The following is a 22,028-nucleotide window of genomic DNA, read 5'->3' as shown; positions in this document are numbered from 1 at the left end:
CAGTTAATAATGCTGTCATAACATCCATAAGCAATGGTCAAGTTGAAGGCCAGGTAAACCGAATAAAAAACATCAAAAGGAAAATGTATGGGAAGGCAGGCTTTGAGTTATTAAGAAAAATGGTTCTCGCTAAATCAGCCTAATTCACCAAAATTGATGAAGAACCCATTACTCCGAAATACCCAAAAAGATCTCTAGCGGTTTCATTTTACAATATTACTAACAATATTAGCAATATTGTATACGGTAAAGATATTTAGGGTTTCCCATTTTTTATATGTAATCGGATGTATTAAGCCTATCATAGCCCTATAATAGCATCGCAAAAATTGTCTGGACATGTTGCTTGAGCGTCTCTATGAGACGATTGTACATTTCCTGCATCTTCTTCTCATAGCTGGTAGAGCGACCGCCAAAGAAATCGACATAGCTCGCTGCTATATCGCTAAAGGCAGTGGTGCCGATGACAATATTGGTAGCTATTGGAAGGTTGGAATTAGTTGGGGTTGCTATCATAGCGTTCTATTGTTCAATCGGGCAAAGTCAATACCCAAGCAATCGGCCAAATGTTATATGAGAAAGCTATTTAACAAACATTCCGGAAAGCAACATACTTTCGTTAAAATTCAGGGTTACTGTATAAGGGGGCGTTTTGATTTCAATATAATTGGCAAAATCCACCGGATGATAAATTATTTTAAGCTTATCTAACAACTTAAGCACTTCTTCAAATTGTAAGCCTGGTTTTAAGTTATTTTCAAATGAGATGTTGACCTTTCTAAAGTCGTTGATGGCGTAACCATTGATAGTGTTTTCCTTTTGGTTCTCCGGATCACTTTTACTGACAGCAAAAAAAAGATTGAAATCATGATAAGTATTCTGATAATAGATCTCGTTGGTTTTTCCGGTAGTGCCATCAATTTCTGTCACTCGTTCAAAACGCTTATTTATAGGAGATTTCGTAAATTCTTCTTCCGTTGTTTTGCCAACAATCAAATTGTTTATATTCCAGTTCTTATCAATTTTCAGCGTGGGTTTGTCTCTAACATCTTCCGGTTTGGTCGCATTTTTTAGCAAGTCAGCCATATATTTTTCATTATTGCATCCGCCAAAATCAATTAAACCATTCATGATATCCCAGTAACACGTTTTAGACAAGTTTGTGTTGTTCAAAATGATTAACCTATCGTAGTCTGGCGCGTATAAAATAAATTTATTTTGGGGCTTTAAATTCCAGTATAAACCATGGTCGGTATTTGGATTTTTTGTCCCTTTGCCATATTTTACCTCTAGTTTCTTTAAAATACTCGCCTTTAGCTGTTGCGTCTTGAGCTCAATTCTTACGCCATATATTTTATCATCAGCAGCGTATCGTTTTAAAGATTCTTCTAATTCACTGGCGGTTTTGGCTTGTTTGAGATCAATATGTCCACCGCCAAGACGTGTAATACTATCTGTTTTTAATGTTTCCGAATTGATTTGAAAAATAATCCGCTGCCCTGCTAAATCAATTCCATCGAAACTATACCTTTGTGATTTTTCAACCTCCAGCAACAGACTGAAGGGATACTCTACAGTCTCAACGCCGACCAATAATCGATCCTCAAATTTACTGATTTGTTCAATCGGCTCATTTAAGTTCAAGTTTGCTAAATCTATTTTTTCTTGACTTCTGCAACACATAACAAAGGGTAAAACAGCTAGTAATGATAATTTCTTCATGATTCTTATTCTTTTTTAATAACAGGCAAAACACTACTTTTTACTGGATCTTTCCCACCTTAATCTCCGATCACCAAAAGGTTCTGTTTTCCCTTTTTTATAAATAACCCGTTTACGAATTGTTCCATCTTCTTTATAGTAAAACCATACACCTTCCTTAAGGTTGTTTAGATATGTACCCCTCTCTGCCAGCTTCTTATGTCTGTAAACTTTGGCCTCCCCATTTTTAAAACCATCTGTAAATGGCTCGAAATTGGTTTGGAAACCATTAAATTTTATCGCATAATTCCCGTTTAAAGGCTCTCCCGTTTCCTTTAAACAGGTTTTATCAGTAGCATCATCGTATTCGGTTTGCTCAAGTTCAATATTGATCCATGTCTGTGCAAAACCATTACTGATTGGAATTAAAAAGAAAAATAAAAAAAAGATGCCGGCAAGCATCTTCCTTAAAGCAGATAGCTTTAAAATTAAAATCGATGGAATTAATATTACTTTATTCATTTGTCAGGATGCTAAAATGTTGATATTATTGTTTAAGATTTCAGCTTCATTTACCAAACAAATTTAGCTGTAAAATCTATAGCAAATTGAATGGATTACAATTCGCTGGCAATAAATAACGATTCGTGGCCATTTGCTTTTTTTTCCACATCGATGGCACCCTGAATTCATTATGCTGCTGCCCAATCTTAAGTTTTTCTATTCAAAGAATGGCTTCGAATAAAAACGGCCACGAACTGTATCACCCTATGATTTGTTTAATTAATACATGGTATTATTTCTTTTAAACTCTTTTTGAATTCAAGGCTTTGCTCCATTGTGTTTTATTGCATCTTGGACATGCCTTGGAATCATTCTCAAAACTAAATACGACATGGCCGCAATACATGCATGCGAATGGCCCTTCAGCACTGAATACATCAACCTTTTTGAAAGATGACGGGAATAATGGCAGCCCATACCTCACATCACTATCAGCATAAAATAAAACGCTTAGCGTTCCATCAACTTCTAGAATCCCTTCCTTAACCTGTCCCAAATGTTCGATATTTAAATTTCTCAGTTCAGAAAAAAATTCCATACGCGAAAAGGTATTATCATTTTCATGTTTTATATCAAATACGCCATCCTTTACTACAGGTAAAACTTTACCTTCCAATAAATGGGCAATATTCTCTGATCGGGAGGCAATCCAGGTTATCAACTTATAGACAAAGATTACACATATAAAGACAACAATCGAATGAAAGATTGGTATTTCTTCTTGAAACATTGGATCTCCAGCAGCTGAGCCCAAACTGATTATAATCGCAACCTCAAAAAGAGTTAACTGCCGAACTCCCCTTCTACCCGAGAGCCTTAGAATGATCAGTATTAGAATAAACATTATAATTGTTCTCGCTCCTATTTCAACAAGAAAGGAGCTTTCCACCCCCTCTGCAAATATTTTTTGTATATCAACCATAACCTTTTAAAATCCAAAAATCTTAATGTGGCCTCCGCCATTTAATCCTAAAACATTCCTCCGGTCGCAATAGTTCATCACTTGGCAAAAACAACATACATAAGGTATCAATCTTCAATGGTGTCGAGCTAATTCTGTCCGCAAGTTGTATATAGTAACTTTGATAGTCTGGATAAGGAACTTGCTCTGGTTGTCTTTCTTCACCTGAATAATAACGAAACAAAATGTCGTGTCCGTATTTGCTTAATTTTTCTTTCCAAAATAAAGGTCTCGGAACCTCAGAAAGGTCAGCGGTCAAATACATTTCTTTTTCGTGGGAACAATTAAAAGAGTCCCTTACCGACCTGTCTGCTGAAATCTGGGACTACTCCTTCTTGGGGGGAAGCCCTTCATATCACTTTTCCTTCCGCCTTGAGCAGAATGAAGACATTTTATACTCTTTATTTGTCAGTGTTATTTTACCCTATTTTGCGATCAGGATAATGCGCCTGCCCAATCAGGAAAAATCATTTACCCCCGTAAGCGACACTGATTTTCAGGTATTTGAAAAGCTGAAAAAGAAAGTACAAAATGTTTTCCCCGAGCATCTGATAATTTAAGACGATACGTTGCTACAAACAAAGGTTGATATCTTCGAGGCAGATGGGGAAAATCCTCCGTCAATACAGCACCTTTTATTCTCGACGATAGAAACATAGTTACAGCAGCACTATTCCGCAGTATTTAAGAATACTGAAAAGGTCAAATTCAAAGCAGGCATACATTTGCCTGCTTTGATCATTTAAGAAATATATTCTCTTATCTATGCAGACCTCTTGGGAAATAGTTCTTACATCTGTTTCTGACATATCAGTTTCACCAACACTCCAGATCAACCCATCCTTCATAAATACCGCCGATACCCTTTGGTCCATAAATTTTCCCCTTAACCTGTAATTTTTAGAAATTGGATTTGATTACCAACAATATTGAGCCGGTAACTCAATACAATAGGGCTTCCAGGAAAATTACCTGAGACTTCCGCTTTCAAAATACTTTGATCCTCATTCTTCTCAAAGCTGATAGGCTTCATAATTGACTTATAGTTTTTGTTTGCATCTGAAATCCATTTTTCGATCTCTTTTCGTCCATTGTGCATTTTGCCCTCATCATAAACTACTGCTGTTTCGGTGAAACACTTGGCATATGCAACACTATTGTAGCTCGCTTGTGCTGCCACTAAATCTATTAACACTTTTGGTAATTCCATGATTTCTTATTTTAGTTACTTTTAACCTATACAATTCCTTCCACAAGAACTCCATTATATATTGCCCCCGCTTTGCGGTGTGCTGCGGCCTTCTGGTAAGGCTTGCCAAAATACCATTTCCTTGCTGATTCCATATTTGGAAATTTAGCAACAACGACTCCCTGGATCTGATCACCTTCGAGAACTTCAAAGTCTCCATAAGGAGAAAGAACTTCAATTGGGTGCCCCTTCATAGTCTCTCCAATCAGGCTCCAATATTTCTCTAGCTCTTTTTGATCAATAGTTGTGATTCTTGTAAATATTATGTATGCTGGCATATGATTAAATTTAAACGGTTGGTATTGTCCCGCCATCGATTACAAATTCGGTTCCGGTGAGATATCCTGCTCGTGGTGATACTAAAAAACCGACCAATTCCGCAACCTCTTCGGGTTTTGCCGGCCTGCCAAAAGGTATTCCTCCCAGGCTGTTCATGACCTGTTGAATTGCTTCCTCAACGCTAATACCGGTTCGCTCCGAAATTTCCTGCATCATTCCCGTTGCACCGTCTGTCTGTATCCAGCCCGGCGAAACAGTTAAAACTCGTACCCCTTTCGGTGAGACTTCATTTGATAGATTTTTACTATAATTTAGCAATCCTGCTTTTGCTGCCGCATAAGGTAAAGTTGAATCATATAGTGGTAACCTAGCTTGTATGGAAGCGATATGAATAATGACACCATTTCCCTTCTCCAACATGTGAGGCAAAAAGCCTCGGTCTAAACGGACCGGCGCAAGCAGATTGGTATGAATAGCCTTTTCCCAATCTTCATCGCTCAATACTGAAAAACCTCCGCCTTGTGCATCTGAACCGCCCAGATTATTGACGAGTATATCCAACCTTCCAAATTTTTGAAGAACTTCTGTAACTATTTTTTTGGTTCCGGCAGATTGGCTTAGATCAGCAGAAATAAAATGTAACTTGTCGTTGGCTTGTTTAGGGGCATTTCTTGCCGCAATAATCACCGTAGCGCCTGCATTTAACAAGCGCTCAGCTATTGCCTTTCCCGCGCCTTTTGTACCACCTGTCACCAAAGCAAATTTACCCGATAACTCCTTGTTGAAATCAACTATATGTTCCATTATTGAAATATTTTTATACAAATTTCCGACCTATAAACAGTTTACACAAGTACGGAAAAACGAATTGCATAGGGATAAATTTATCCCATATTGTATATTTTCGAACATTGACTTAATTTTGGAATATGTACGAAAAGAAAATACCTTTAAGTCTCAACTGTGGTTTAGACCTGATTGGTGAAGTTCTCTATGGTAAATGGAAAATACGATTATTGTGGTTTATCAATGAAGGGTATAAACGCCCAAGCGAACTCCAGCGCAAAATACCGGATGCTTCACGAAGAGTGCTAAATGTTCAGCTAAAAGAACTTGAAGAGCACGAATTGGTTGCAAAAGTTATTTACCCTGTTGTACCACCTAAAGTGGAATACAGTCTTACAGAATTTGGGAAAACTTTAATCCCTGTAATTTCTGCGCTAGGAAATTGGGGTGATGAGCATCAGGAGCTTCTAAGGAAAGTAATTTTGAAATAAAACGTTCAATTTCCCCGAGGGAAATCCAAAAAAATGGTGTGCGAAAGATCAAAAAAAAGTCGATTCTTCGTTTAGAATCGACTTATATACATACGCTAAAAAAGGTTTGTCCCACAAAAAACATCGTTGTTTTAATGCGGTATTGCAATTTCCGTTCTTCTTTTAATAAGATGGAAAGGAAGTACTGCTTTTTAACATCATTTTGATTTTGGCTCGGCCTTCTCTTGAGCATCTTCTGCTTGAGATGTAATCTGACCTTTCAGTTTATCAAAACCATCGGTCACCGAATTAGCGACATTACTTGCCGTCTCTTTAACACTCGCAGAAGCATTGTTAAACTGATCCTTCACGGCGTCACTAAGTTCTCCATATTTATTCTTTGCCTGATCCTTTAAATCATCTGACTTTTTCTTTATTTTCTTTCTTGTTTCCTCTCCACTTTCTGGAGCAAATAATAGTCCTACAAGTGCTCCAAGAGCAGCACCTGCCAGCATTCCAAGAACTAAGCCTGATTTATTATCTTTGTTGTTGAACATGGTAGTTTTATATTAAGTGGTTTGTAATTAATTCTATACAGTCAAAAAATACAATTAACATACCAACTTAACCAGTCTTCGAAATAAAAACTAAGTTTAGGTAATAATCGGAATCGTTAACCGTACTTAGACCTGTCACTTCATAGATTCTTTGATTCCCAAAATAGAATGGCGTTTAAACTTCCCTTGGCTTAATTTCTGCCTGAATATTGTTTATCGGCAATATTTAGGAAGTTTATAAGTTATTAAATTATGATATTAACATCCATTTATTTAAACTTGTCCTATATCAGTTATTACAGACTAACCGAAGTTTATGGTAATTATTAACAATTTTGAAGAATATAAGGCCTACGAGGGCAAACTCATCGGGGTTTCCAATTGGCACGTAATTAACCAACAGCAGATCAATCTGTTTGCGGATGCGACGCACGATCATCAATGGATACATGTCGACAAACAAAAAGCCGAAGAGGAAGGTCCCTTTTCTTCAACTATTGCACATGGCTACTTGACCCTATCATTAATTCCTTACTTGTGGAAGCAGATTGCAGATTTTAGAAACGTGAAAATGGAAATCAATTATGGAATAGAAAATTTTAGATTTGGACAAGCTGTCCCTGTAGATAGTGAAGTTCAACTCCAAGCAACCGCAAAATCCATCTGCAACCTTCGCGGAACAATAAAAGTGACTATTGAGGCTAAACTTGTTATCAAGAATCAAATTAAGCCAGCTTATATCGGGGATGTAGTATTCCTCTATCATTTCAATACCTAAACTCGGTATATTTCATTATCAGCAACGCTATCAAGAACGCCCTTACCTAAGTGTAAAAATTACAACAAAATGCAAGGGCCGCCATTTTTAGCACGCTTTCCTTTTATAGATTTCCGATAATCTTTTATGGTCTCTTATCGACAATTCATCAATTACTTCCCGACAATCACTTTTCGATGTTCAGTTCCCCATTCGGCCAGGGTATTGATGATTTTTTTTAGCGTCAAGCCGTATTCTGTTAGTTGATATTGAACCGTTACGGGTTGCGTGTCGAGAACTATCCACAGTTGCAGCTAGCGGAAACAAAGTGGATGTGCTTGTACTGAATGCGGGAATAGCAAAGCAATATTCAATTGAAGATACAACCGAAGAGGTTTTTGACGACCTTTACAACATCAATGTCAAAGGACTATTCTTTACTTTGCAAAAATTAATCCCTCATTTATCAGAAGGAGATTCCATTGTTCTTATCTCATCTGGAGTCTCTGTGAGCGGGTATGCACAAATGGGTGCTTATGCAGCTACTGAACTGGCAGAATCTTGGAATTAACATTTGAAACGCCACAAGGAAGCAGTCCGTCGATTAGATCTCTCAGCGCTCCTCTATCGATTTCTGGTCGGAAATGTTCATCTCCGAATACGGGGGCTTCGTCTCGATGACTCTCATCCATCAGCATATTTCCCTGCGGATCAAGAAGACGGTATTTGTGTCGCCTCCATCGCTTTAAGACCTGAATCAAAGTGGTAAGGATAAGACGCCGCCGACCGACAGTGAAGAAATGTATATTTCCGCAGAGCTATATTTCGCGAAGGTCTCGAGAAATTGGAACGGAGGTATTTTAATGAAAGCGGAGCATTGAAAAACGTCTGGAGAGAGACGACAATACACCATTCTATGAAGCGGAAAGTCAAATGAGCTGTTAAGATATAAGCCTCATTTTGCTTTAATTTTATTTCTATGCTTTAGACCAAATTTAATTAAAACATTGGCAACTTCCTCCGTTTCTTTAGCATAGGCGGTAAGCGTATAAGAAACGGTCACAGGTTTGGTATCATTAACTGTTCTACTAATCAGCAAATTGTCTTCTAATTCCTGAAGTTTCTTGGATAGAACTTTTGGGGATATTCCCTGAGCCATCTCTTGCAGATCTTTAAACCGCATTGTGCCGTGTTGCTGCAAATTGTGCAGGATACAAAATTTCCATTTGCCACTGAGCAATTCAATGCCATCTTTTAATGCCAATATCGTTTCTTTATCAATATTTTTATTGCTCATATGATAGTTACTTTCCTAAAGGTAATGAATAGTAAATATATATTGAATATCCAATAGTTTTGTTGAACAGAAATTTAAGGAAAATCATTATGAAAGTAACAGTAATCGCAAATATTTCAGCTAATGGAAGAATTTTGATATCCGATAATCCACATCATAAGCTGCCACCGGAAGCAATGGAATTTTACCTACAATTTGTAAGGCAGGTTGGAAATGTAGTGATAGGATTGAAAACATTTGAAAATTTTCTAAATTTTCCAGATCCGGTAAAAGATCATTTTAAGGGAATAGAAATCATCATATTGGCCGATAAACCTTATACGGCTGATGGTTACAAGACTTTAGCAAGTCCTGAAGAGGCAATTGCATATATGTCTGCAAAAGGAGTGCGGGAAATAGCCGTTGGAGGCGGAGCAAGTACTTTCAACGCTTTTTTGGACAAGAATTTGGTTACCGATATTTATTTTAACGTCAGCCCTATAATCACTGGAGCTGGAGCAATTTTAGCAAACAATGAGGAGTTAAGTTCAAAGTTCAAGTACAAAGGACAGGCGCTTAAAAACGGTTTTCTTCAATTGCATCTAACTAAAGAATACTAAATAACGACAAACCAAAAATGTCTTTCAAAAATAGTTGAATGACGGAAACCAATTCCGCTAAAATTATTTCTTTCGGATCTATATCAACGATGTATGTCTCCTTCAATTCTATCTTCGAAACGCTATGTGCCGCAGCATTTTGTGCAAAGAAGACCGTATAAAATCCGACCAATAGTAATAACAAAATGGAAACTTCATATAAGAAGTTTTATAGAAATTAAATCTACTTAATTTATCCGTCGCTTCCAACTGTAGTCAAACGAACAGCTTTCGCACCTAACAAAGAAATAATTGGTGTATATTTTAATGTTGTATTAGCTCTAAACTTACCAAAGTTCCATTATCCAATAGAAGATTAAAACTTTAATAAATCGTTGACGTTTTTGACCAATGTCAACGACTGTATCCTAATATAAAGTGCATCTTTGACGTATAAAATAATAAGCGATGAGAGAGCAACTATTACAATTGTTACGTGAGAAAGCGTTGTTAACCGAACAGCAATTAGCAGAGGCTTTAACTTATTTTAAACATCAATCGATAAAGAAAAATAACCATCTGCTCAACGAAGGTTCCATTGCAGACTATCTTTTCTTTGTCGGTAAGGGCTGTTTGCGCCTATATTTTCGCAATGACGAACTATCAACGGCAACCCGATTCATGGCTTTTGAGCATACTTTTCTAACCTCTATCGTTAGTTTTATCTCAAGACAGCCAGCTACAGAATTTATCCAAGCAGTAGAAGATACGGAGGTGCTCAGCATCAGCAACACTGATTTTACCTTTTTGAGGGAAAACATGCCTGGCTGGGACAATTTTTATATCTACATTCTCGAATATGGATTAACTGTCATAAATAATAAACTCAGCAGCTTATTAACTCAAACCGCTAAAGAACGCTATCGCGATCTACTGAAAAATAATCCTGAGCTCATACAGCGTTTGTCTAATGTCAACCTTGCGGCTTATCTGGCCATGTCGCCTGAAACACTAAGTAGACTAAAATCTACTATATAACTAATAAAAAATGAGAAGCGATGAAGTAAAGAAGGGATACCAACGTACTCCCCATAGAGCCCTATTTCGGGCCACAGGCATAAATGATAACGATTTCGATAAGCCTTTTATTGGAGTAGCAAATTCCTTTATCGAAATTATACCCGGACATTTTTTTCTGAATAAGGTTGCTGAGATCATTAAAGAAGAAATCAAGGCAAACGGATGTATTCCTTTTGAATTCAATACGATAGGTATTGACGATGGTATTGCTATGGGACACGATGGTATGCTTTACTCGCTCCCCAGCCGAGAATTAATTGCCAACTCAATTGAAAGCGTCATGAATGCACACAAATTGGATGCGATGATAGCTATCCCTAACTGCGATAAGATTGTACCCGGGATGATTATGGGTGCGCTACGTGTAGATGTGCCTACAATTTTTGTAAGTGGAGGACCCATGCGAAAAGGATATACCAAAGATGGTACTGCCATTGACCTGTCTACAGCTTTCGAGGCTGTGGGCAAACACGAAGCGGGCTTAATCAGTGACGATGAACTCAAAGACATCGAGTGTAACGCATGCCCCAGTGGTGGTAGTTGCTCGGGTATGTTTACAGCAAATTCCATGAACACGCTGATGGAAGCTATGGGTATAGCACTACCTGGTAATGGAACCATATTGGCGTTAACACCCGAGCGTGAAAATCTATATCGGGAATCAGCCAGAAGGATCTGTGAAATCGCCAAAGACGATCAGCTTTCCAAACAATTCAAACTTAAAAACATCATTAATGCAAAAGCCATCCAGAATGCTTTTGCAGTGGATATGGCTATGGGTGGTAGTACCAATACTGTTCTTCATATGCTTGCTATAGCTCACGAAGCAGATGTAGATTTTCAGCTTAGGGACATTAATTCAATATCGGATCAAGTAGCTCACATCGCAAAAATATCGCCCAGTTTAAGCACCGTTCACATGGAAGACGTCCATCGCGCCGGGGGCGTAAATGCTGTAATGAACGAAATGACCAAGCGCAGCAACCATGTCCTCCTGGATAATATAACGGTCGGTGGCGAAATGCTATTCGAAAAGATAGCAAATGCAGCGATCAAAGATTCAACAATTATACATACAATAAACAATCCATACAGTCCTGTCGGAGGATTGGCGATTCTATTTGGAAATCTGGCAGAGCAGGGAGCTGTGGTAAAATCCGCAGGAATCACGGGCGAAAAGAAATTTAGCGGGACTGCAGTTTGCTATGATAGCCAACAAGATGCCATAGTAGGCATCCTTGCCGGTGAGATCAAAGCTGGCGATGTTGTGGTGATCCGTTACGAAGGTCCCAAAGGTGGGCCGGGGATGCAGGAAATGTTGACACCTACAAGCCTGATCATGGGAATGGGATTGGGTAGTTCGGTAGCCTTGATAACAGATGGGCGATTCAGCGGAGCTACTCGCGGAATAGCTATAGGACATGTCTCCCCTGAGGCTGCTGAAGGTGGATTAATTGGATTACTAAAAAACAGAGACCACATCGTTATTGATATTGACCAACATATGCTTTCAGCTGACATAAGCGAAGATGAGATACAATTGCGAAGAAATAACTTTATTCCGATCAGAAAAAAACTAAATTCTAAATGGTTGAGTCAATATCGGCAACTTGTTAGCAATGCTAGCAGTGGTGCTATATTAAATTGTGATTTTTGAAAATAAAATCGTCTCAGCTTAGCGAATTGACGTGATAGCCAAATTTTAATGATTTAGGAAAATAAGGAAGTACCCCCAAAAAAACTATTAAATTAAAAGTTCAAGTTGCAACGCGTCAACTTGGACTTTTAACAACTTTCTACTCCTTTCTGGAGACTTGTAGTCCGATTGATAAAAACTTCTTGAATACAATAGATTAAACCCATAAAAACAGATATGCGTTGTTTAACGAGATGCGGAGTATATATGACATATTCATTGACTGTCTTTCGGTTGATGCCCCACAACCTAGCGATGGAGCGATTACTCTCCCCACGGGCTTTTAATTGAATTATATTTATTTGAAAAAAAGTCCAGCTATAAGTAACATAACTGAACTCCGTAGTTTTTATTTATACACTTAGTGGGACAGTCCCGACCGTTACACAATTCTATAACCTCTTCTCATTATAAACCGCGTTTAACATTTTGAAACTTTACCTCCGTCAATTTGCTGATTAATAATAAAAAACTTATCTCAAATCGATAGAATTTCGTATCCTTCCACGCCAATGTTGATCAATTATTGTAAAAACAAAGTAATCATCGAACCATTAAAAACAACCAAATACCACTTTTTAGTGGTCGTTTTATTCATAATATTCGATCTTTCTTTTTATTAAAATTCCGCCTTCAAATTCGTCTTTAGGATTTCTTTTAATAATCTGCTTTTGTTCAACCCAATTTTCATAATGATCATAAATATATGAATAGGTTGATGATTGTATGGTAGGGCTTTCTTCAGATCTGCTTTTTTCTTCTTCTATATCGCCATGTGAGTTGTATTTATAATTTTTTGTTTCTTTAAAATAAGAAGAATTTAGCTCGATTGGTTTATTTGAATTGTCATATCTGATATCGACAACCCCTGATATATTGCCATCAAAATTGTCAGTTTTTTCTTGAATCATATTTTTATTCTGATCATATATTTTAGTGGCAATAGAAACTAACAAAAACTCTTTTTTTGTTTCGTCGTATTCATAACGTTTTATTGTTTCGTCATTTTCATTATAAAAATAATCCGTGTATGCGCTAAATTGATTCAGACTTAACCTATTGCCTTCGTACCGGTTTTCAATCTTTTTTGTCAATTGTTTTTGTTCATTATAAGAGAACAAAATCTCCCCATATTTATCCCCTGTAACTGTGCCAATTAGTTCTATTTTGCAGAGTTTGCCTTTTTCATAGATATATCTTTCATTTAAATTGTAATTATTTTTATTCTTGCTTTTGTCAAACTCTACGATATAGATAGTTGAAACGGTACCATCTAAATTGTACTCTTTATATTGATCCAGTCCTTGCATGTCGCTTCTGTTAATAGGCCGCCCCGCTATTCCATGGTAGGTTATTTCCTCTGTTTTTATCTGGGGTTTAGTTTTCTGTGTATCTTGTCCAAAAGCAAAAACGCACAGTAAGAACATTGACATAAATGCTGTTATTTTTTTTCTCATATCGTATTTTTTATGACCTATCCCCACATATATAGCCTCGCCAAATAGTACACCAAAGCTTAATTCACCATTTTTAAAATAGCGCGAGCTCGCTACCGAACTTCAATTACTTGACTCAACCTCACGTATGTAAATATACGGCCGGTCTTTTTGGTATGAAAGGCTATTTTATAATTCGTAAAGCTGTATTTATTATCCGCTATCATTTTTCAATTATCGGGATAGAATCATGGTATAATACTTCTTAAGGGGACAAGATTAATAACTAAACCTATTATGCAGAGCACCGATTTGTAGAGAAAAGATGAGACCGGCTGGAATCTGTTGTGACATTGTCTTAAAAACTATAAATCTCTTTATACGGTGCAAAATAAGCCACATACAGAATAAAATCTATCAGTGAGTATCAGATATATTGCTAATTTTTAGCCTTTAAGAACATGCTTGTAGGTGAATGCAATCCGTTTATCATTTAAATTCCATTGGGCCGTTTCGTAACATTTTAAACCCAATGACCGGCAATCAGGCTTGCCATGATAGATTCAGAAATTTGGAAAAATGGGGTACCTACATGTTGTTTATAATAACTTGAAGCAAAACTAAAGCTTGTTTAGAATGATCTTCACTTTCATTTTATTTTGACCACAACTTTTCCTTTCGCTCTTCCATTTTCAACATATTCCAAAGCTTTGTTGGTTTCCTCAAACGGAAATACTTTGTCTATAATAGGCTTAATGATTCCAGACTCTATCAATTTTGTAATTTCATTGAGCTGATTTCCATCTGCCTTCATAAAAAGGAACGTGTAATCAACGCCCAATTTTTTCGCCTTTTTCTTAATCCCGAAGCTCAGAAATCTTGTTACCATCTTTACCAGCCAATTCGCATGTATAGCTTCAGCAAACTCAGGTGTTGGTGGACCGGAAATTGAAATGACCCTGCCTCCTGCTTTTAAAATATTTAATGATTTTTCAAGTGTTTTATTATCCTGGCTATTTAAAACGAGGTCATAATCTTTCAGTATTGCTTCAAAATCCTGTGTTTTATAATCAATTAAAACATCAGCGCCTATTTCTTTCAGGAAATCAAAACTTTTGGCACTTGCAGTTGTCGCAACAGTTGCGCCAAGATGTTTCGCCAACTGGATCGCAATAGTACCTACTCCTCCCGAACCTGCCTGAATAAATACCTTTTGTCCTTTTTTTAACCGACCAATTTCCACCAGAGCCTGCCACGCTGTGAGTGCGACCAAAGGAACCGATGCAGCTTCTTCCATCGAAAGATTCTTTGGTTTAAAGGCTAAATCTTCTTCCCTCACCGTTATATATTCTGCAAATGTACCTATATGAAAGTCGGTCGGCCTAGCATAAACTTCATCTCCAACATTGTATTTTTTTACATTATTTCCCACTTCCTTTACAATTCCAGCAAGATCATGACCTAAAATAAGCGGCATTTTGTAGGGAAGAATAAGTTTGAATTCCCCTGTTTTTATTTTCGAATCTAACAGATTTAAGCCTGTTGCATAAATCTCCACCAAAACTTCATTGTTTTTAATTTTTGGTAAAGAAACATCTGTCAGCTGCAGACCTCCCTTTGTATAATTATTAATTAGAAATGCTTTCATGATTATTTCAATTTTATATACTCTTTTTTAGCATTGATTATATTATAGGCCATCTTAGGCGCAATCCTATTAAGAATGGAAATAACCTTTGTATCCCCCACTTTTATCGTTTCAACGTCTTTCTTCATACCTAAAATCAGCCCCTTGACCAGTTGTTGCGTACTTATCTTTTTATCCTGCCGATCGGCGACCATATCGGTATCGACCAAAGGTGGAAGCAATTCAAAAACTTTCACCGAACTATGGATTGCCTGCAAATGTGACCGCAATGATTTTGTATAAAATGCCAAAGCCGTTTTCGAAGCAGAATACGTTGCTTCCAATACCGACGGAACAATGCTCAAAATGGAGGTTGTATTGATGATTGCTGCCTCTTGACGGGATTTGAGCATTTCCATAAATAGATTATTCAGGCGGATTATCCCGAAATAATTAACCTCCATTTCATAAACAGCACCTTCCAGATGTCTAGTGTCGGCAATACCAAGGTTTAACGGAGCAACCCCAACACCTGCATTATTGTACAGGATGTCAATACCCCCCATTTCGCTTACCTTTTCATAAAGAGCGATTGCATCCTTCTCCTGAGAAGCGTCGGATTGAATAATCGTTATTTCAGGGTATTGCTTTTTTACAGCTTCCAGTTTTGACTGGTTTCTTCCCGTAATAATTACGCGGTTTCCCAGTGCTAAAAACTGTTTCGCAGCTTCCAATCCGATTCCTGAACCTCCTCCAGTTATCAGGATCACCTTATTTTTCAAATTCATAATGAAAAATTTAATAAGAACTGAACCAATCTTTTAATTTCTCAAAAGACTGATTCAGCTTGTATTTATGCCTGAACTAATTTTGCCATAGCTTCCCCAATTGCATTTGCGTAAACCTTTGTATCACCAACAGGAATATCAAACAAATTGTTTTCCAGTCCAATAAACAGTTCTTCCGCCACTTCACTGGGCGCAATTCCAGCCGCCCCACCTATTTCAGCAGAAAAATCGGTGTTTACCAATGGAGGATAGACCTCATAGACCTGAAGTTTTTGCTGCTCTTCATAAGTTTTTCTCAGAGCTGTAGTATAGCTATGTAGTGCCGCTTTCGTTGCACCATAGGTTGGAAGAAATTTATGACTTCCATATACAGCAATAGACGAAACATTGACCACCGCTGATTCTTCTTTTTCCAACAAATGTGGAATCATTAATTCTGTAAAGTGAATGATCGCAAAATAGTTGGTATTCATCTCGATCATTGCTTTTTCGTGTGCATTGGTCGTTTCACTGAGTAAATATCCAAAAGCTGCTCCCGCATTATTAATGATGATATTTACATCATGATGATTTGTCTTCAAATCTTCTGCAATTCGTATCCTATCTTTTTCTACTGAGAGATCACCCTGAATGGCAACGGCATCTTTCAACTCGGTCAACGCTCTTTGAAGACGGTCCTCATTACGTCCGTTTATAATAATTTTATTTCCTGCTTCATTTAATTTTTTGGCAATTGCCAATCCTATTCCTGCGCTTCCGCCGCTAATGAATATAGTATTTCCTGTTGTTTTCATTTTGACAAATTTCGTTTGATATTATTATATGTATATAACTGTGTTCTTATTTATTTAAAAATGGATAATCTGTATATCCCTTTTCACCGGGTGTGTAGAAGGTATCCTGATCCGGAGTATTCAGTATAGAATCTCTTTTATAGCGTTCTACAAGATCTGGGTTGGCTATAAATGGAACGCCAAAGGACACTAAGTCGGCATCTCCCTTCTCAAGGACCTGTTCTGCTGTCTGTTTATTGAAAGCACGGTTAATGATAATAGTTCCTTTATAAATTTCACGAAAATGCTTTGCCACGTGCTGAATCGCATTTTTGTTACCCGTTACATCGGTGAAAGGCTCTATTAAATGAATGTAGGCCAGATCATAATCATTTAACCGGCTGACAATGTAATTATACGTCGCAATGGTCTCATCATCCACAGCAATTCCCATTATTCCATTCAACGATGGATTGAGACGCACGCCAACATTTTTGATGTCAGCCACCTCTCTGATCGCATCTAATATTTCAAAAAGAATTCTTGCGCGATTTTCAGGAGAACCTCCGTATTCATCTGTTCTGTTATTGGCATTTTTGCTGAAAAACTGCTGCAAAAGATAGCCGTTTGCACCATGAAGCTCTATCCCGTCAAAACCAGCACGGAAAGCATTGATAGCTCCTTGTTTAAAATCGTTAACTGTTCTTTTGATATCTTCAATTGTCATCGGCTGAGGAGCAACGGTAGGTTTAAAGCCTTCTAAAGTAAATGCTTTCTGTCCAGGATTAAAATCGGATGGAGCAAGAGGTAATCTGCCCTCATGTAAATCGGGATGCGAATAAGCTCCTGTATGCCAGAGCTGGGCAAAGATCTTCCCTCCTTTATCGTGAACAGAATCAGTGACCAATTTCCAGCCTTCAACCTGGTTATCTGTATAGATTCCGGGAACATTGATAAATCCAATACCCTCCTCACTGATAAAAGTGCCTTCGGTAATGATCAGTCCGGCTGTTGCACGCTGCGCGTAATATATCGCAGTCAGTTCGGTTGCAACATTACCCTCGTTGGCAGATCGGGCTCTGGTCATCGGAGCCATTACCATCCTGTTATTTAACCGTTTACCATTAAGCTCGTAGCTTTCAAACAATTTGTTGCTCATATTTCAATTCTTTGGTTTAATATTTAAAATATACTTTTTAGTCTATTTTGTTTCAAAAAAAATTACAGCATATATTGCTCTAATTCTTTTTTAAGGTCCTTGATAAGTTCTAGCATCAATTTTCTCGATCCCATCGTCCTGCTCAGAACAATTCCACCTTCTATCGCTGAAAACATTTTAAAGGCAAAAACTTCTGCATTTAGGTTTTCTGAAAATTCACCGTTAATTTTTCCTTCTTCCAGTACATTTGAAAGAGCGATCTGACCAGCATTCAGAACTGCTGCAACCTTCCTTTTTATCGAAGGAAAATTATCATCAGCCTCAACAGCGGTGTTAAAGATGGGACAGCCTCCTGCGATATATGTATCGATTGGGTTCTTATAAAAATCAAGATATAAAAAGATCTTGTCTCTCGCTGTTTTACCTTTTGATACAGTAGATGCCACTCTTTCGGTTATTTTTTTTAGGGAATAGTCTACAACCTGTTCCGAAAGATCCTCTTTTCCATTGAAATGTCCATAAAGACAGCCCTTAGTTAACTTGGTCGCTTCCAAAACATCGTCAATACTCACACCCGATATCCCTTTCTCATTGTAAAGCGGGCTGGCGGTTTCAAGAATAAATTGTTTTGTTTTTTCTGCTTTTGTCAACATCTGTTTTATTATTTACGCTACAAATATACCAAAAAGTATATTTTAAAAACAAATAAAATATACTGAAAAAGTCTGTGTGTCTTGTCCAAAAGCAAAAACGCACAGTAAGAACATTGACATAAATGCTGTTATTTTTTTCCTCATATCGTATTTTTTATGACCTATCCCCATATATACCAGCTTTTGGAGGAATTGATGCCTGTGGAATGTTCGTTTTTAGCTAGCAACTGTTCGGTATCGAACAGGGTTATTAACTCAAAGTTTTTATTTTCAAGAGGATAGTATTTTGGCAAGTACCTTGTTAACCATTAATTATGAATAAAACAGTATTTAACTAAAGACCGCCAATGAAACCATTATTTAACCTTCTTCTGTTCATATTTTTGACAGGCAGTGCATTTGCACAAACAAACTCGACGACATGGAATAAGTTCCTATCAGACTTTAAGAAATTAGAACGGGATTATAATACCTATTATCCGGCAAAGGATTATCAAAAAGCCACAAAAGTATTAAATGTCATATCGGCCAAAATGGACAGCTTACAGCTATCTGAAAAAGAAAAGCAGGAATATCAAACTACGATAGGTGAAATCAATGCGAATATAAACTACAACCTTGCTTGTTTACAATCATTACTCAATCAAAAAAAACAAGCTGTTTCAAGTTTTGAAAAGGCAGTTTTGTGGGGATATACCGACTATCGTAATGCTTTAAATGATCATGATTTAGACAATATCCGTAAAGAAAAAAAATTTGTAAAAGCATTAGTCCAACTGAAGCAGTACGATAAATTAACCCTATTGCAGCAATCTGGAGGATACATTTCAGCAAATAGTGACTCTTTGCCGGTATTTACCTACGAGGTAACGAGCAATCGAAATTTATTAGCGGTAAAAAATTTTTTCGATCTGGACTCGATAGCTGGTAAGGGTGACGAAATCTCCAAAATCTGTAATATCATGTTTTTTGTCGCAAATAATATTAAATATGACGGCAGCAATTGGGCACTATGTGAGTTTGACGCGATCGATTTTTACAACTATCACAAGGCAACTGGAAAAGGTATCAACTGTCGGCACAAAGCGATGACGTTAAATGAAATGTATCTTGCTATGGGATTTAAGTCTCGTTATGTTACATGCATGCCAAAAGACGATAAAGATACTGACTGCCATGTGATCAATAGCGTATATGCTGAAACTCTAAAAAAATGGCTGTGGATGGATCCTTCCCATGGTACATTTGTGATGGACGACAACAACAATTTACTGAGCATTGAAGAAGTTAGGGAGCGTTTAAAAAATAATCAATCGCTCAAGCTAAACGCAGAGTCCAAAGTAAATAAACTTTGGTACCTGGATTATTATATGGCAAAGAATTTATACTGGATTCAATGCACGAATAAAAGCCAGTTTAACACAGAAAGTAGATATAGGCCCGTAGCCCCTGATCTGCAGTACATTTCTTTAGTTCCAAGTGGGTTTGACAAAAGCAATAACAAATATTTAAAAAACAACGTGATTACGTTTGATCCTGCTTACTTCTGGATTTCCCCTGAAACAAATACAACACAATAAAATTGTATCGGCAGGCATGACCTGCCGCTTTTATTCAGACTGTCAAAGGTGGAGTTGCGCACTTCCAGCTACGTCTCCCAGCATCGTAAATCTAGCCACTTATCGTGCTGTCAGGCTCGGAATTATTTTGCTGGACAGGCTCCCGGGGAGTTTAAAAAACAGTATACTAAAAAAATGAAGCCTAGATCTTCGTAAAAGTTTTATAAACAAGAATGGTATGAGTAAGATGAAAGGCTAAAAATAAGGCAGAAGCACTGATAAAAATCCATTTCTTGAATGGCAGGTTAAAATTAAAGGTATCTCCTATCAGTGAAATTCCTAGAAGCCATACCAAAGGTGTGTAAGCGGGAGCAGAAAAACCAAGAAGGCTATTGCTCCAAATGCTTTTAGAAAATAAAATTAATAAAACCCACGAAAGCATGTACAGCAATAATCCTGTAAGATAAATGCTGAAGCCGACTTTTTGCCTTTTTGTACGCAGCTGCAGAGGCATCAAAAATGAAATTACAAATATAAACAGCCTAAAAATATTCTCACCGTACGTTAACACGTCCGGAATATTAGCAGAAAATATTTCGGCCTTAGACTGTAACATGAACTGTGTCAGAGGAATAATTCAATAAGATTATTTATATTCAATTATTCAAACGACACGGTCATGAAAGAAAAAGACCCATTCGACTTTGAACGCTTCAAGGCAGAAGCCATGCAAGGTCTTTACGAAGGTAAAAGTTTGTCTCCCAATGATGGCGTCCTAGCGCCGTTAATGAAGCATCTGTTGGAATCAATGATGGATGGAGAACTGGAAAACCATTTGAACGAAGAGAAAGCTTCGGGCAATAGCAACCGGCGAAATGGCAAGACAAAAAAGACTGTCCGAGGCCTTAACACTGGGACATTTGAACTGGAAACAGGCCGTGATAGATCCGGCACATTCGAGCCTAAGGTAGTACCTAAAAGGCAATTAATCATTACTGAACAGCTTGAGGGACACGTGCTGAGCATGTATGCCAAAGGAATGAGCACACGGGCGATAAGCGAGTTTATACGCGAAATGTACGCAATGGAAATCTCTGCCACTGAAATATCGCGTATTACCGAAAGTGTACTTCCAGCTGTAAATGAATGGCGTAGTAGGCCTCTTGAAGCTGTTTATCCCTTTGTATTCCTGGACTGCATGCACATTAAAGTTCGCCAGAATGGAACTGTTGAATCAAGAGCTATTTATAACATACTGGGAGTTGGTATGGATGGTAGAAAAGATCTGATCGGTCTTTATAGCTCAGAAAATGAGGGAGCTAAGTTCTGGCTTTCAGTTCTTACGGATCTAAAGCAACGTGGTGTTGAAGACATCCTTATTGCTTGTATTGATGGTCTAAAAGGGTTTCCTGAGGCCATAGAAGCTATTTTTCCAAAAACAAAGATCCAGTTGTGTATTGTTCACCAAATCAGAACAAGTATGCGCTATGTAACTGAGAAAGATAAAAAGCTTGTTATGGAGGATTTAAAGCCAGTCTATAAAGCCGTGAACGAAGAAATAGGTTATGAGAACCTCTTGTCTTTCGAAGAAAAATGGGGTAAGAAATATCCGCTTGCTGCCAAATCCTGGATGGATAATTGGACCAATCTTTCTACTTTCTTTGAGTACGAGGATCAGGTTCGCAAGATTATATACACCACAAATCCGATCGAGGGAATGCACCGTCAGATACGAAAAATTATTAAGTCTAAAGGAGCTTTCAGCTCTGAACAGGCGCTCATGAAATTGATGTATTTAATTATTAAAGATATTGCAAAAAAATGGACGATGCCAATGCATAACTGGGGCTTGACCATATCCCAACTTTATATTAGATTTGGGGATAGACTCAAATTAGAAAGAGGTTTTTAAGATGCTAATCCAATGACACAGGTACTATAATAAAAAGCAAATATTATTTCATTTATTTTTCTCTAATTCTTTGCTAACTTTGTTCTTCATGAGGAAGCATATTGTGATTGTTCACTTGTTATGTTTACCTTGTGTAGTGCTGGCAA

The 22,028-nt window shown here is 37.5% G+C and carries 27 protein-coding genes; 10 read left to right on the top strand and 17 right to left on the bottom strand.

The window, feature by feature from the left end:
• On the top strand, positions 1 to 143 hold a 143-nt coding region (locus tag GVK91_RS27855), incomplete at its 5' end, for a transposase (RefSeq protein WP_159732609.1).
• Positions 144 to 309: 166 nt separating this feature from the next.
• On the opposite strand, the gene GVK91_RS27850 is transcribed toward GVK91_RS27855, so the two are convergent.
• The 8 genes from GVK91_RS27850 to GVK91_RS26895 all read right to left on the bottom strand — a co-directional run bounded on the left by GVK91_RS27850 (position 310) and on the right by GVK91_RS26895 (position 5,558).
• Positions 310 to 516: a heavy metal-binding domain-containing protein gene (locus GVK91_RS27850; RefSeq protein ID WP_159732666.1), complete on the bottom strand. Its 207-nt coding sequence runs from the start codon at positions 514 to 516 to the stop codon at positions 310 to 312.
• A 66-nt stretch (positions 517 to 582) separates the two neighbouring features.
• Positions 583 to 1,722, bottom strand: a complete 1,140-nt coding sequence (locus GVK91_RS26925; RefSeq protein ID WP_159732663.1) for a hypothetical protein — start codon at positions 1,720 to 1,722, stop codon at positions 583 to 585.
• A gap of 33 nt (positions 1,723 to 1,755) precedes the next feature.
• Positions 1,756 to 2,223 carry a hypothetical protein gene (locus tag GVK91_RS26920; RefSeq protein WP_159732661.1) on the bottom strand — a complete coding sequence of 156 codons (468 nt, stop codon included), beginning with the start codon at positions 2,221 to 2,223 and terminating at the stop codon, positions 1,756 to 1,758.
• Between the two features lie 283 nt (positions 2,224 to 2,506).
• Positions 2,507 to 3,187, bottom strand: a complete 681-nt coding sequence (locus tag GVK91_RS26915) for a DUF421 domain-containing protein (protein ID WP_159732657.1) — start codon at positions 3,185 to 3,187, stop codon at positions 2,507 to 2,509.
• A 22-nt stretch (positions 3,188 to 3,209) separates the two neighbouring features.
• Positions 3,210 to 3,491, bottom strand: a complete 282-nt coding sequence (locus tag GVK91_RS26910) for a hypothetical protein (RefSeq protein WP_159732654.1) — start codon at positions 3,489 to 3,491, stop codon at positions 3,210 to 3,212.
• Positions 3,492 to 4,112: 621 nt separating this feature from the next.
• Complete coding sequence (locus tag GVK91_RS26905) at positions 4,113 to 4,436, bottom strand: hypothetical protein (protein ID WP_075993091.1); 324 nt, start codon at positions 4,434 to 4,436, stop codon at positions 4,113 to 4,115.
• A gap of 26 nt (positions 4,437 to 4,462) precedes the next feature.
• On the bottom strand, positions 4,463 to 4,753 hold the full coding sequence (locus tag GVK91_RS26900) for a DUF1330 domain-containing protein (protein WP_159732651.1): 291 nt from the start codon (positions 4,751 to 4,753) through the stop codon (positions 4,463 to 4,465).
• Between the two features lie 10 nt (positions 4,754 to 4,763).
• On the bottom strand, positions 4,764 to 5,558 hold the full coding sequence (locus GVK91_RS26895; RefSeq protein ID WP_159732648.1) for an SDR family oxidoreductase: 795 nt from the start codon (positions 5,556 to 5,558) through the stop codon (positions 4,764 to 4,766).
• 125 nt (positions 5,559 to 5,683) lie between these two features.
• On the opposite strand from GVK91_RS26895, the gene GVK91_RS26890 reads away from it, so the two are divergent.
• Entirely contained in the window at positions 5,684 to 6,031 is a 348-nt protein-coding gene (locus GVK91_RS26890; RefSeq protein ID WP_153848098.1) for a helix-turn-helix domain-containing protein, read from the top strand.
• Positions 6,032 to 6,228: 197 nt separating this feature from the next.
• On the opposite strand, the gene GVK91_RS26885 is transcribed toward GVK91_RS26890, so the two are convergent.
• Positions 6,229 to 6,567 carry a YtxH domain-containing protein gene (locus GVK91_RS26885; RefSeq protein ID WP_159732645.1) on the bottom strand — a complete coding sequence of 113 codons (339 nt, stop codon included), beginning with the start codon at positions 6,565 to 6,567 and terminating at the stop codon, positions 6,229 to 6,231.
• Between the two features lie 316 nt (positions 6,568 to 6,883).
• Here GVK91_RS26885 and GVK91_RS26880 point away from each other — a divergent pair, with 316 nt between their 5' ends.
• Positions 6,884 to 7,345, top strand: coding sequence for a MaoC family dehydratase (locus GVK91_RS26880; RefSeq protein ID WP_159732642.1), 462 nt, complete (start codon positions 6,884 to 6,886; stop codon positions 7,343 to 7,345).
• A gap of 152 nt (positions 7,346 to 7,497) precedes the next feature.
• Here the strand turns inward: GVK91_RS26880 and GVK91_RS26875 are convergent, their stop codons facing one another.
• Positions 7,498 to 7,626, bottom strand: coding sequence for a helix-turn-helix domain-containing protein (locus tag GVK91_RS26875; RefSeq protein WP_228280339.1), 129 nt, complete (start codon positions 7,624 to 7,626; stop codon positions 7,498 to 7,500).
• On the opposite strand from GVK91_RS26875, the gene GVK91_RS26870 reads away from it, so the two are divergent.
• Together GVK91_RS26870 and GVK91_RS26865 are read left to right on the top strand one after the other, a co-directional pair.
• Positions 7,578 to 7,895: an SDR family NAD(P)-dependent oxidoreductase gene (locus GVK91_RS26870; protein WP_159732669.1), complete on the top strand. Its 318-nt coding sequence runs from the start codon at positions 7,578 to 7,580 to the stop codon at positions 7,893 to 7,895. The two genes, GVK91_RS26875 and GVK91_RS26870, sit on opposite strands and share 49 nt — an antisense overlap.
• A gap of 3 nt (positions 7,896 to 7,898) precedes the next feature.
• Positions 7,899 to 8,093 carry a hypothetical protein gene (locus GVK91_RS26865; protein WP_159732639.1) on the top strand — a complete coding sequence of 65 codons (195 nt, stop codon included), beginning with the start codon at positions 7,899 to 7,901 and terminating at the stop codon, positions 8,091 to 8,093.
• A gap of 186 nt (positions 8,094 to 8,279) precedes the next feature.
• On the opposite strand, the gene GVK91_RS26860 is transcribed toward GVK91_RS26865, so the two are convergent.
• Positions 8,280 to 8,621 carry a helix-turn-helix domain-containing protein gene (locus GVK91_RS26860; RefSeq protein ID WP_159732636.1) on the bottom strand — a complete coding sequence of 114 codons (342 nt, stop codon included), beginning with the start codon at positions 8,619 to 8,621 and terminating at the stop codon, positions 8,280 to 8,282.
• An 89-nt stretch (positions 8,622 to 8,710) separates the two neighbouring features.
• Between GVK91_RS26860 and GVK91_RS26855 the strand changes: the two genes are divergently transcribed.
• The 3 genes from GVK91_RS26855 to ilvD all read left to right on the top strand — a co-directional run bounded on the left by GVK91_RS26855 (position 8,711) and on the right by ilvD (position 11,936).
• On the top strand, positions 8,711 to 9,220 hold the full coding sequence (locus GVK91_RS26855) for a dihydrofolate reductase family protein (protein ID WP_159732633.1): 510 nt from the start codon (positions 8,711 to 8,713) through the stop codon (positions 9,218 to 9,220).
• Between the two features lie 447 nt (positions 9,221 to 9,667).
• Positions 9,668 to 10,237 carry a Crp/Fnr family transcriptional regulator gene (locus GVK91_RS26850; RefSeq protein WP_159732630.1) on the top strand — a complete coding sequence of 190 codons (570 nt, stop codon included), beginning with the start codon at positions 9,668 to 9,670 and terminating at the stop codon, positions 10,235 to 10,237.
• 10 nt (positions 10,238 to 10,247) lie between these two features.
• Positions 10,248 to 11,936 carry a dihydroxy-acid dehydratase gene (ilvD, locus tag GVK91_RS26845; protein WP_153848104.1) on the top strand — a complete coding sequence of 563 codons (1,689 nt, stop codon included), beginning with the start codon at positions 10,248 to 10,250 and terminating at the stop codon, positions 11,934 to 11,936.
• 629 nt (positions 11,937 to 12,565) lie between these two features.
• Here ilvD and GVK91_RS26840 read toward each other — a convergent pair.
• From GVK91_RS26840 to GVK91_RS26815, 6 genes are all read right to left on the bottom strand, one after another.
• Complete coding sequence (locus GVK91_RS26840; protein ID WP_153848105.1) at positions 12,566 to 13,432, bottom strand: hypothetical protein; 867 nt, start codon at positions 13,430 to 13,432, stop codon at positions 12,566 to 12,568.
• Between the two features lie 628 nt (positions 13,433 to 14,060).
• A complete protein-coding gene (locus GVK91_RS26835; protein ID WP_159732627.1) occupies positions 14,061 to 15,059 on the bottom strand; it encodes an NADP-dependent oxidoreductase in 999 nt (332 codons plus the stop codon).
• Positions 15,060 to 15,061: 2 nt separating this feature from the next.
• Entirely contained in the window at positions 15,062 to 15,826 is a 765-nt protein-coding gene (locus GVK91_RS26830; RefSeq protein ID WP_159732624.1) for an SDR family oxidoreductase, read from the bottom strand.
• Positions 15,827 to 15,891: 65 nt separating this feature from the next.
• The gene (locus tag GVK91_RS26825; protein WP_159732621.1) at positions 15,892 to 16,620 is read right to left on the bottom strand and encodes an SDR family oxidoreductase; all 729 of its coding nucleotides are present in this window, start codon (positions 16,618 to 16,620) and stop codon (positions 15,892 to 15,894) included.
• Between the two features lie 46 nt (positions 16,621 to 16,666).
• Positions 16,667 to 17,758: an alkene reductase gene (locus tag GVK91_RS26820; RefSeq protein ID WP_159732618.1), complete on the bottom strand. Its 1,092-nt coding sequence runs from the start codon at positions 17,756 to 17,758 to the stop codon at positions 16,667 to 16,669.
• 62 nt (positions 17,759 to 17,820) lie between these two features.
• A complete protein-coding gene (locus GVK91_RS26815; RefSeq protein ID WP_159732615.1) occupies positions 17,821 to 18,411 on the bottom strand; it encodes a TetR/AcrR family transcriptional regulator in 591 nt (196 codons plus the stop codon).
• A 347-nt stretch (positions 18,412 to 18,758) separates the two neighbouring features.
• Here GVK91_RS26815 and GVK91_RS26810 point away from each other — a divergent pair, with 347 nt between their 5' ends.
• Together GVK91_RS26810 and GVK91_RS26805 are read left to right on the top strand one after the other, a co-directional pair.
• On the top strand, positions 18,759 to 19,991 hold the full coding sequence (locus tag GVK91_RS26810; RefSeq protein ID WP_159732612.1) for a transglutaminase-like domain-containing protein: 1,233 nt from the start codon (positions 18,759 to 18,761) through the stop codon (positions 19,989 to 19,991).
• 658 nt (positions 19,992 to 20,649) lie between these two features.
• The gene (locus tag GVK91_RS26805; RefSeq protein WP_120334405.1) at positions 20,650 to 21,882 is read left to right on the top strand and encodes an IS256 family transposase; all 1,233 of its coding nucleotides are present in this window, start codon (positions 20,650 to 20,652) and stop codon (positions 21,880 to 21,882) included.
• Positions 21,883 to 22,028 lie beyond the last annotated feature (146 nt).

The sequence above is a fragment of the Sphingobacterium sp. 18053 genome (genome assembly GCF_902706145.1).
GTDB lineage: Bacteria > Bacteroidota > Bacteroidia > Sphingobacteriales > Sphingobacteriaceae > Sphingobacterium > Sphingobacterium paramultivorum.
This window is presented reverse-complemented; position numbering and strand designations above follow the sequence as displayed.

Coding starts and splice junctions, on each gene's coding strand:
- GVK91_RS26840 (WP_153848105.1), bottom strand. CDS start 13,432: ATGAGAAAAAAAATAACAGCATTTATGTCAATGTTCTTACTGTGCGTT.
- GVK91_RS26925 (WP_159732663.1), bottom strand. CDS start 1,722: ATGAAGAAATTATCATTACTAGCTGTTTTACCCTTTGTTATGTGTTGC.
- GVK91_RS26880 (WP_159732642.1), top strand. CDS start 6,884: ATGGTAATTATTAACAATTTTGAAGAATATAAGGCCTACGAGGGCAAA.
- GVK91_RS26855 (WP_159732633.1), top strand. CDS start 8,711: ATGAAAGTAACAGTAATCGCAAATATTTCAGCTAATGGAAGAATTTTG.
- GVK91_RS26810 (WP_159732612.1), top strand. CDS start 18,759: ATGAAACCATTATTTAACCTTCTTCTGTTCATATTTTTGACAGGCAGT.
- GVK91_RS26835 (WP_159732627.1), bottom strand. CDS start 15,059: ATGAAAGCATTTCTAATTAATAATTATACAAAGGGAGGTCTGCAGCTG.
- ilvD (WP_153848104.1), top strand. CDS start 10,248: ATGAGAAGCGATGAAGTAAAGAAGGGATACCAACGTACTCCCCATAGA.
- GVK91_RS26905 (WP_075993091.1), bottom strand. CDS start 4,436: ATGGAATTACCAAAAGTGTTAATAGATTTAGTGGCAGCACAAGCGAGC.
- GVK91_RS26860 (WP_159732636.1), bottom strand. CDS start 8,621: ATGAGCAATAAAAATATTGATAAAGAAACGATATTGGCATTAAAAGAT.
- GVK91_RS26895 (WP_159732648.1), bottom strand. CDS start 5,558: ATGGAACATATAGTTGATTTCAACAAGGAGTTATCGGGTAAATTTGCT.
- GVK91_RS26850 (WP_159732630.1), top strand. CDS start 9,668: ATGAGAGAGCAACTATTACAATTGTTACGTGAGAAAGCGTTGTTAACC.
- GVK91_RS26820 (WP_159732618.1), bottom strand. CDS start 17,758: ATGAGCAACAAATTGTTTGAAAGCTACGAGCTTAATGGTAAACGGTTA.
- GVK91_RS26830 (WP_159732624.1), bottom strand. CDS start 15,826: ATGAATTTGAAAAATAAGGTGATCCTGATAACTGGAGGAGGTTCAGGA.
- GVK91_RS26910 (WP_159732654.1), bottom strand. CDS start 3,491: ATGTATTTGACCGCTGACCTTTCTGAGGTTCCGAGACCTTTATTTTGG.
- GVK91_RS26825 (WP_159732621.1), bottom strand. CDS start 16,620: ATGAAAACAACAGGAAATACTATATTCATTAGCGGCGGAAGCGCAGGA.
- GVK91_RS26885 (WP_159732645.1), bottom strand. CDS start 6,567: ATGTTCAACAACAAAGATAATAAATCAGGCTTAGTTCTTGGAATGCTG.
- GVK91_RS26920 (WP_159732661.1), bottom strand. CDS start 2,223: ATGAATAAAGTAATATTAATTCCATCGATTTTAATTTTAAAGCTATCT.
- GVK91_RS27850 (WP_159732666.1), bottom strand. CDS start 516: ATGATAGCAACCCCAACTAATTCCAACCTTCCAATAGCTACCAATATT.
- GVK91_RS26815 (WP_159732615.1), bottom strand. CDS start 18,411: ATGTTGACAAAAGCAGAAAAAACAAAACAATTTATTCTTGAAACCGCC.
- GVK91_RS26900 (WP_159732651.1), bottom strand. CDS start 4,753: ATGCCAGCATACATAATATTTACAAGAATCACAACTATTGATCAAAAA.
- GVK91_RS26805 (WP_120334405.1), top strand. CDS start 20,650: ATGAAAGAAAAAGACCCATTCGACTTTGAACGCTTCAAGGCAGAAGCC.
- GVK91_RS26890 (WP_153848098.1), top strand. CDS start 5,684: ATGTACGAAAAGAAAATACCTTTAAGTCTCAACTGTGGTTTAGACCTG.
- GVK91_RS26915 (WP_159732657.1), bottom strand. CDS start 3,187: ATGGTTGATATACAAAAAATATTTGCAGAGGGGGTGGAAAGCTCCTTT.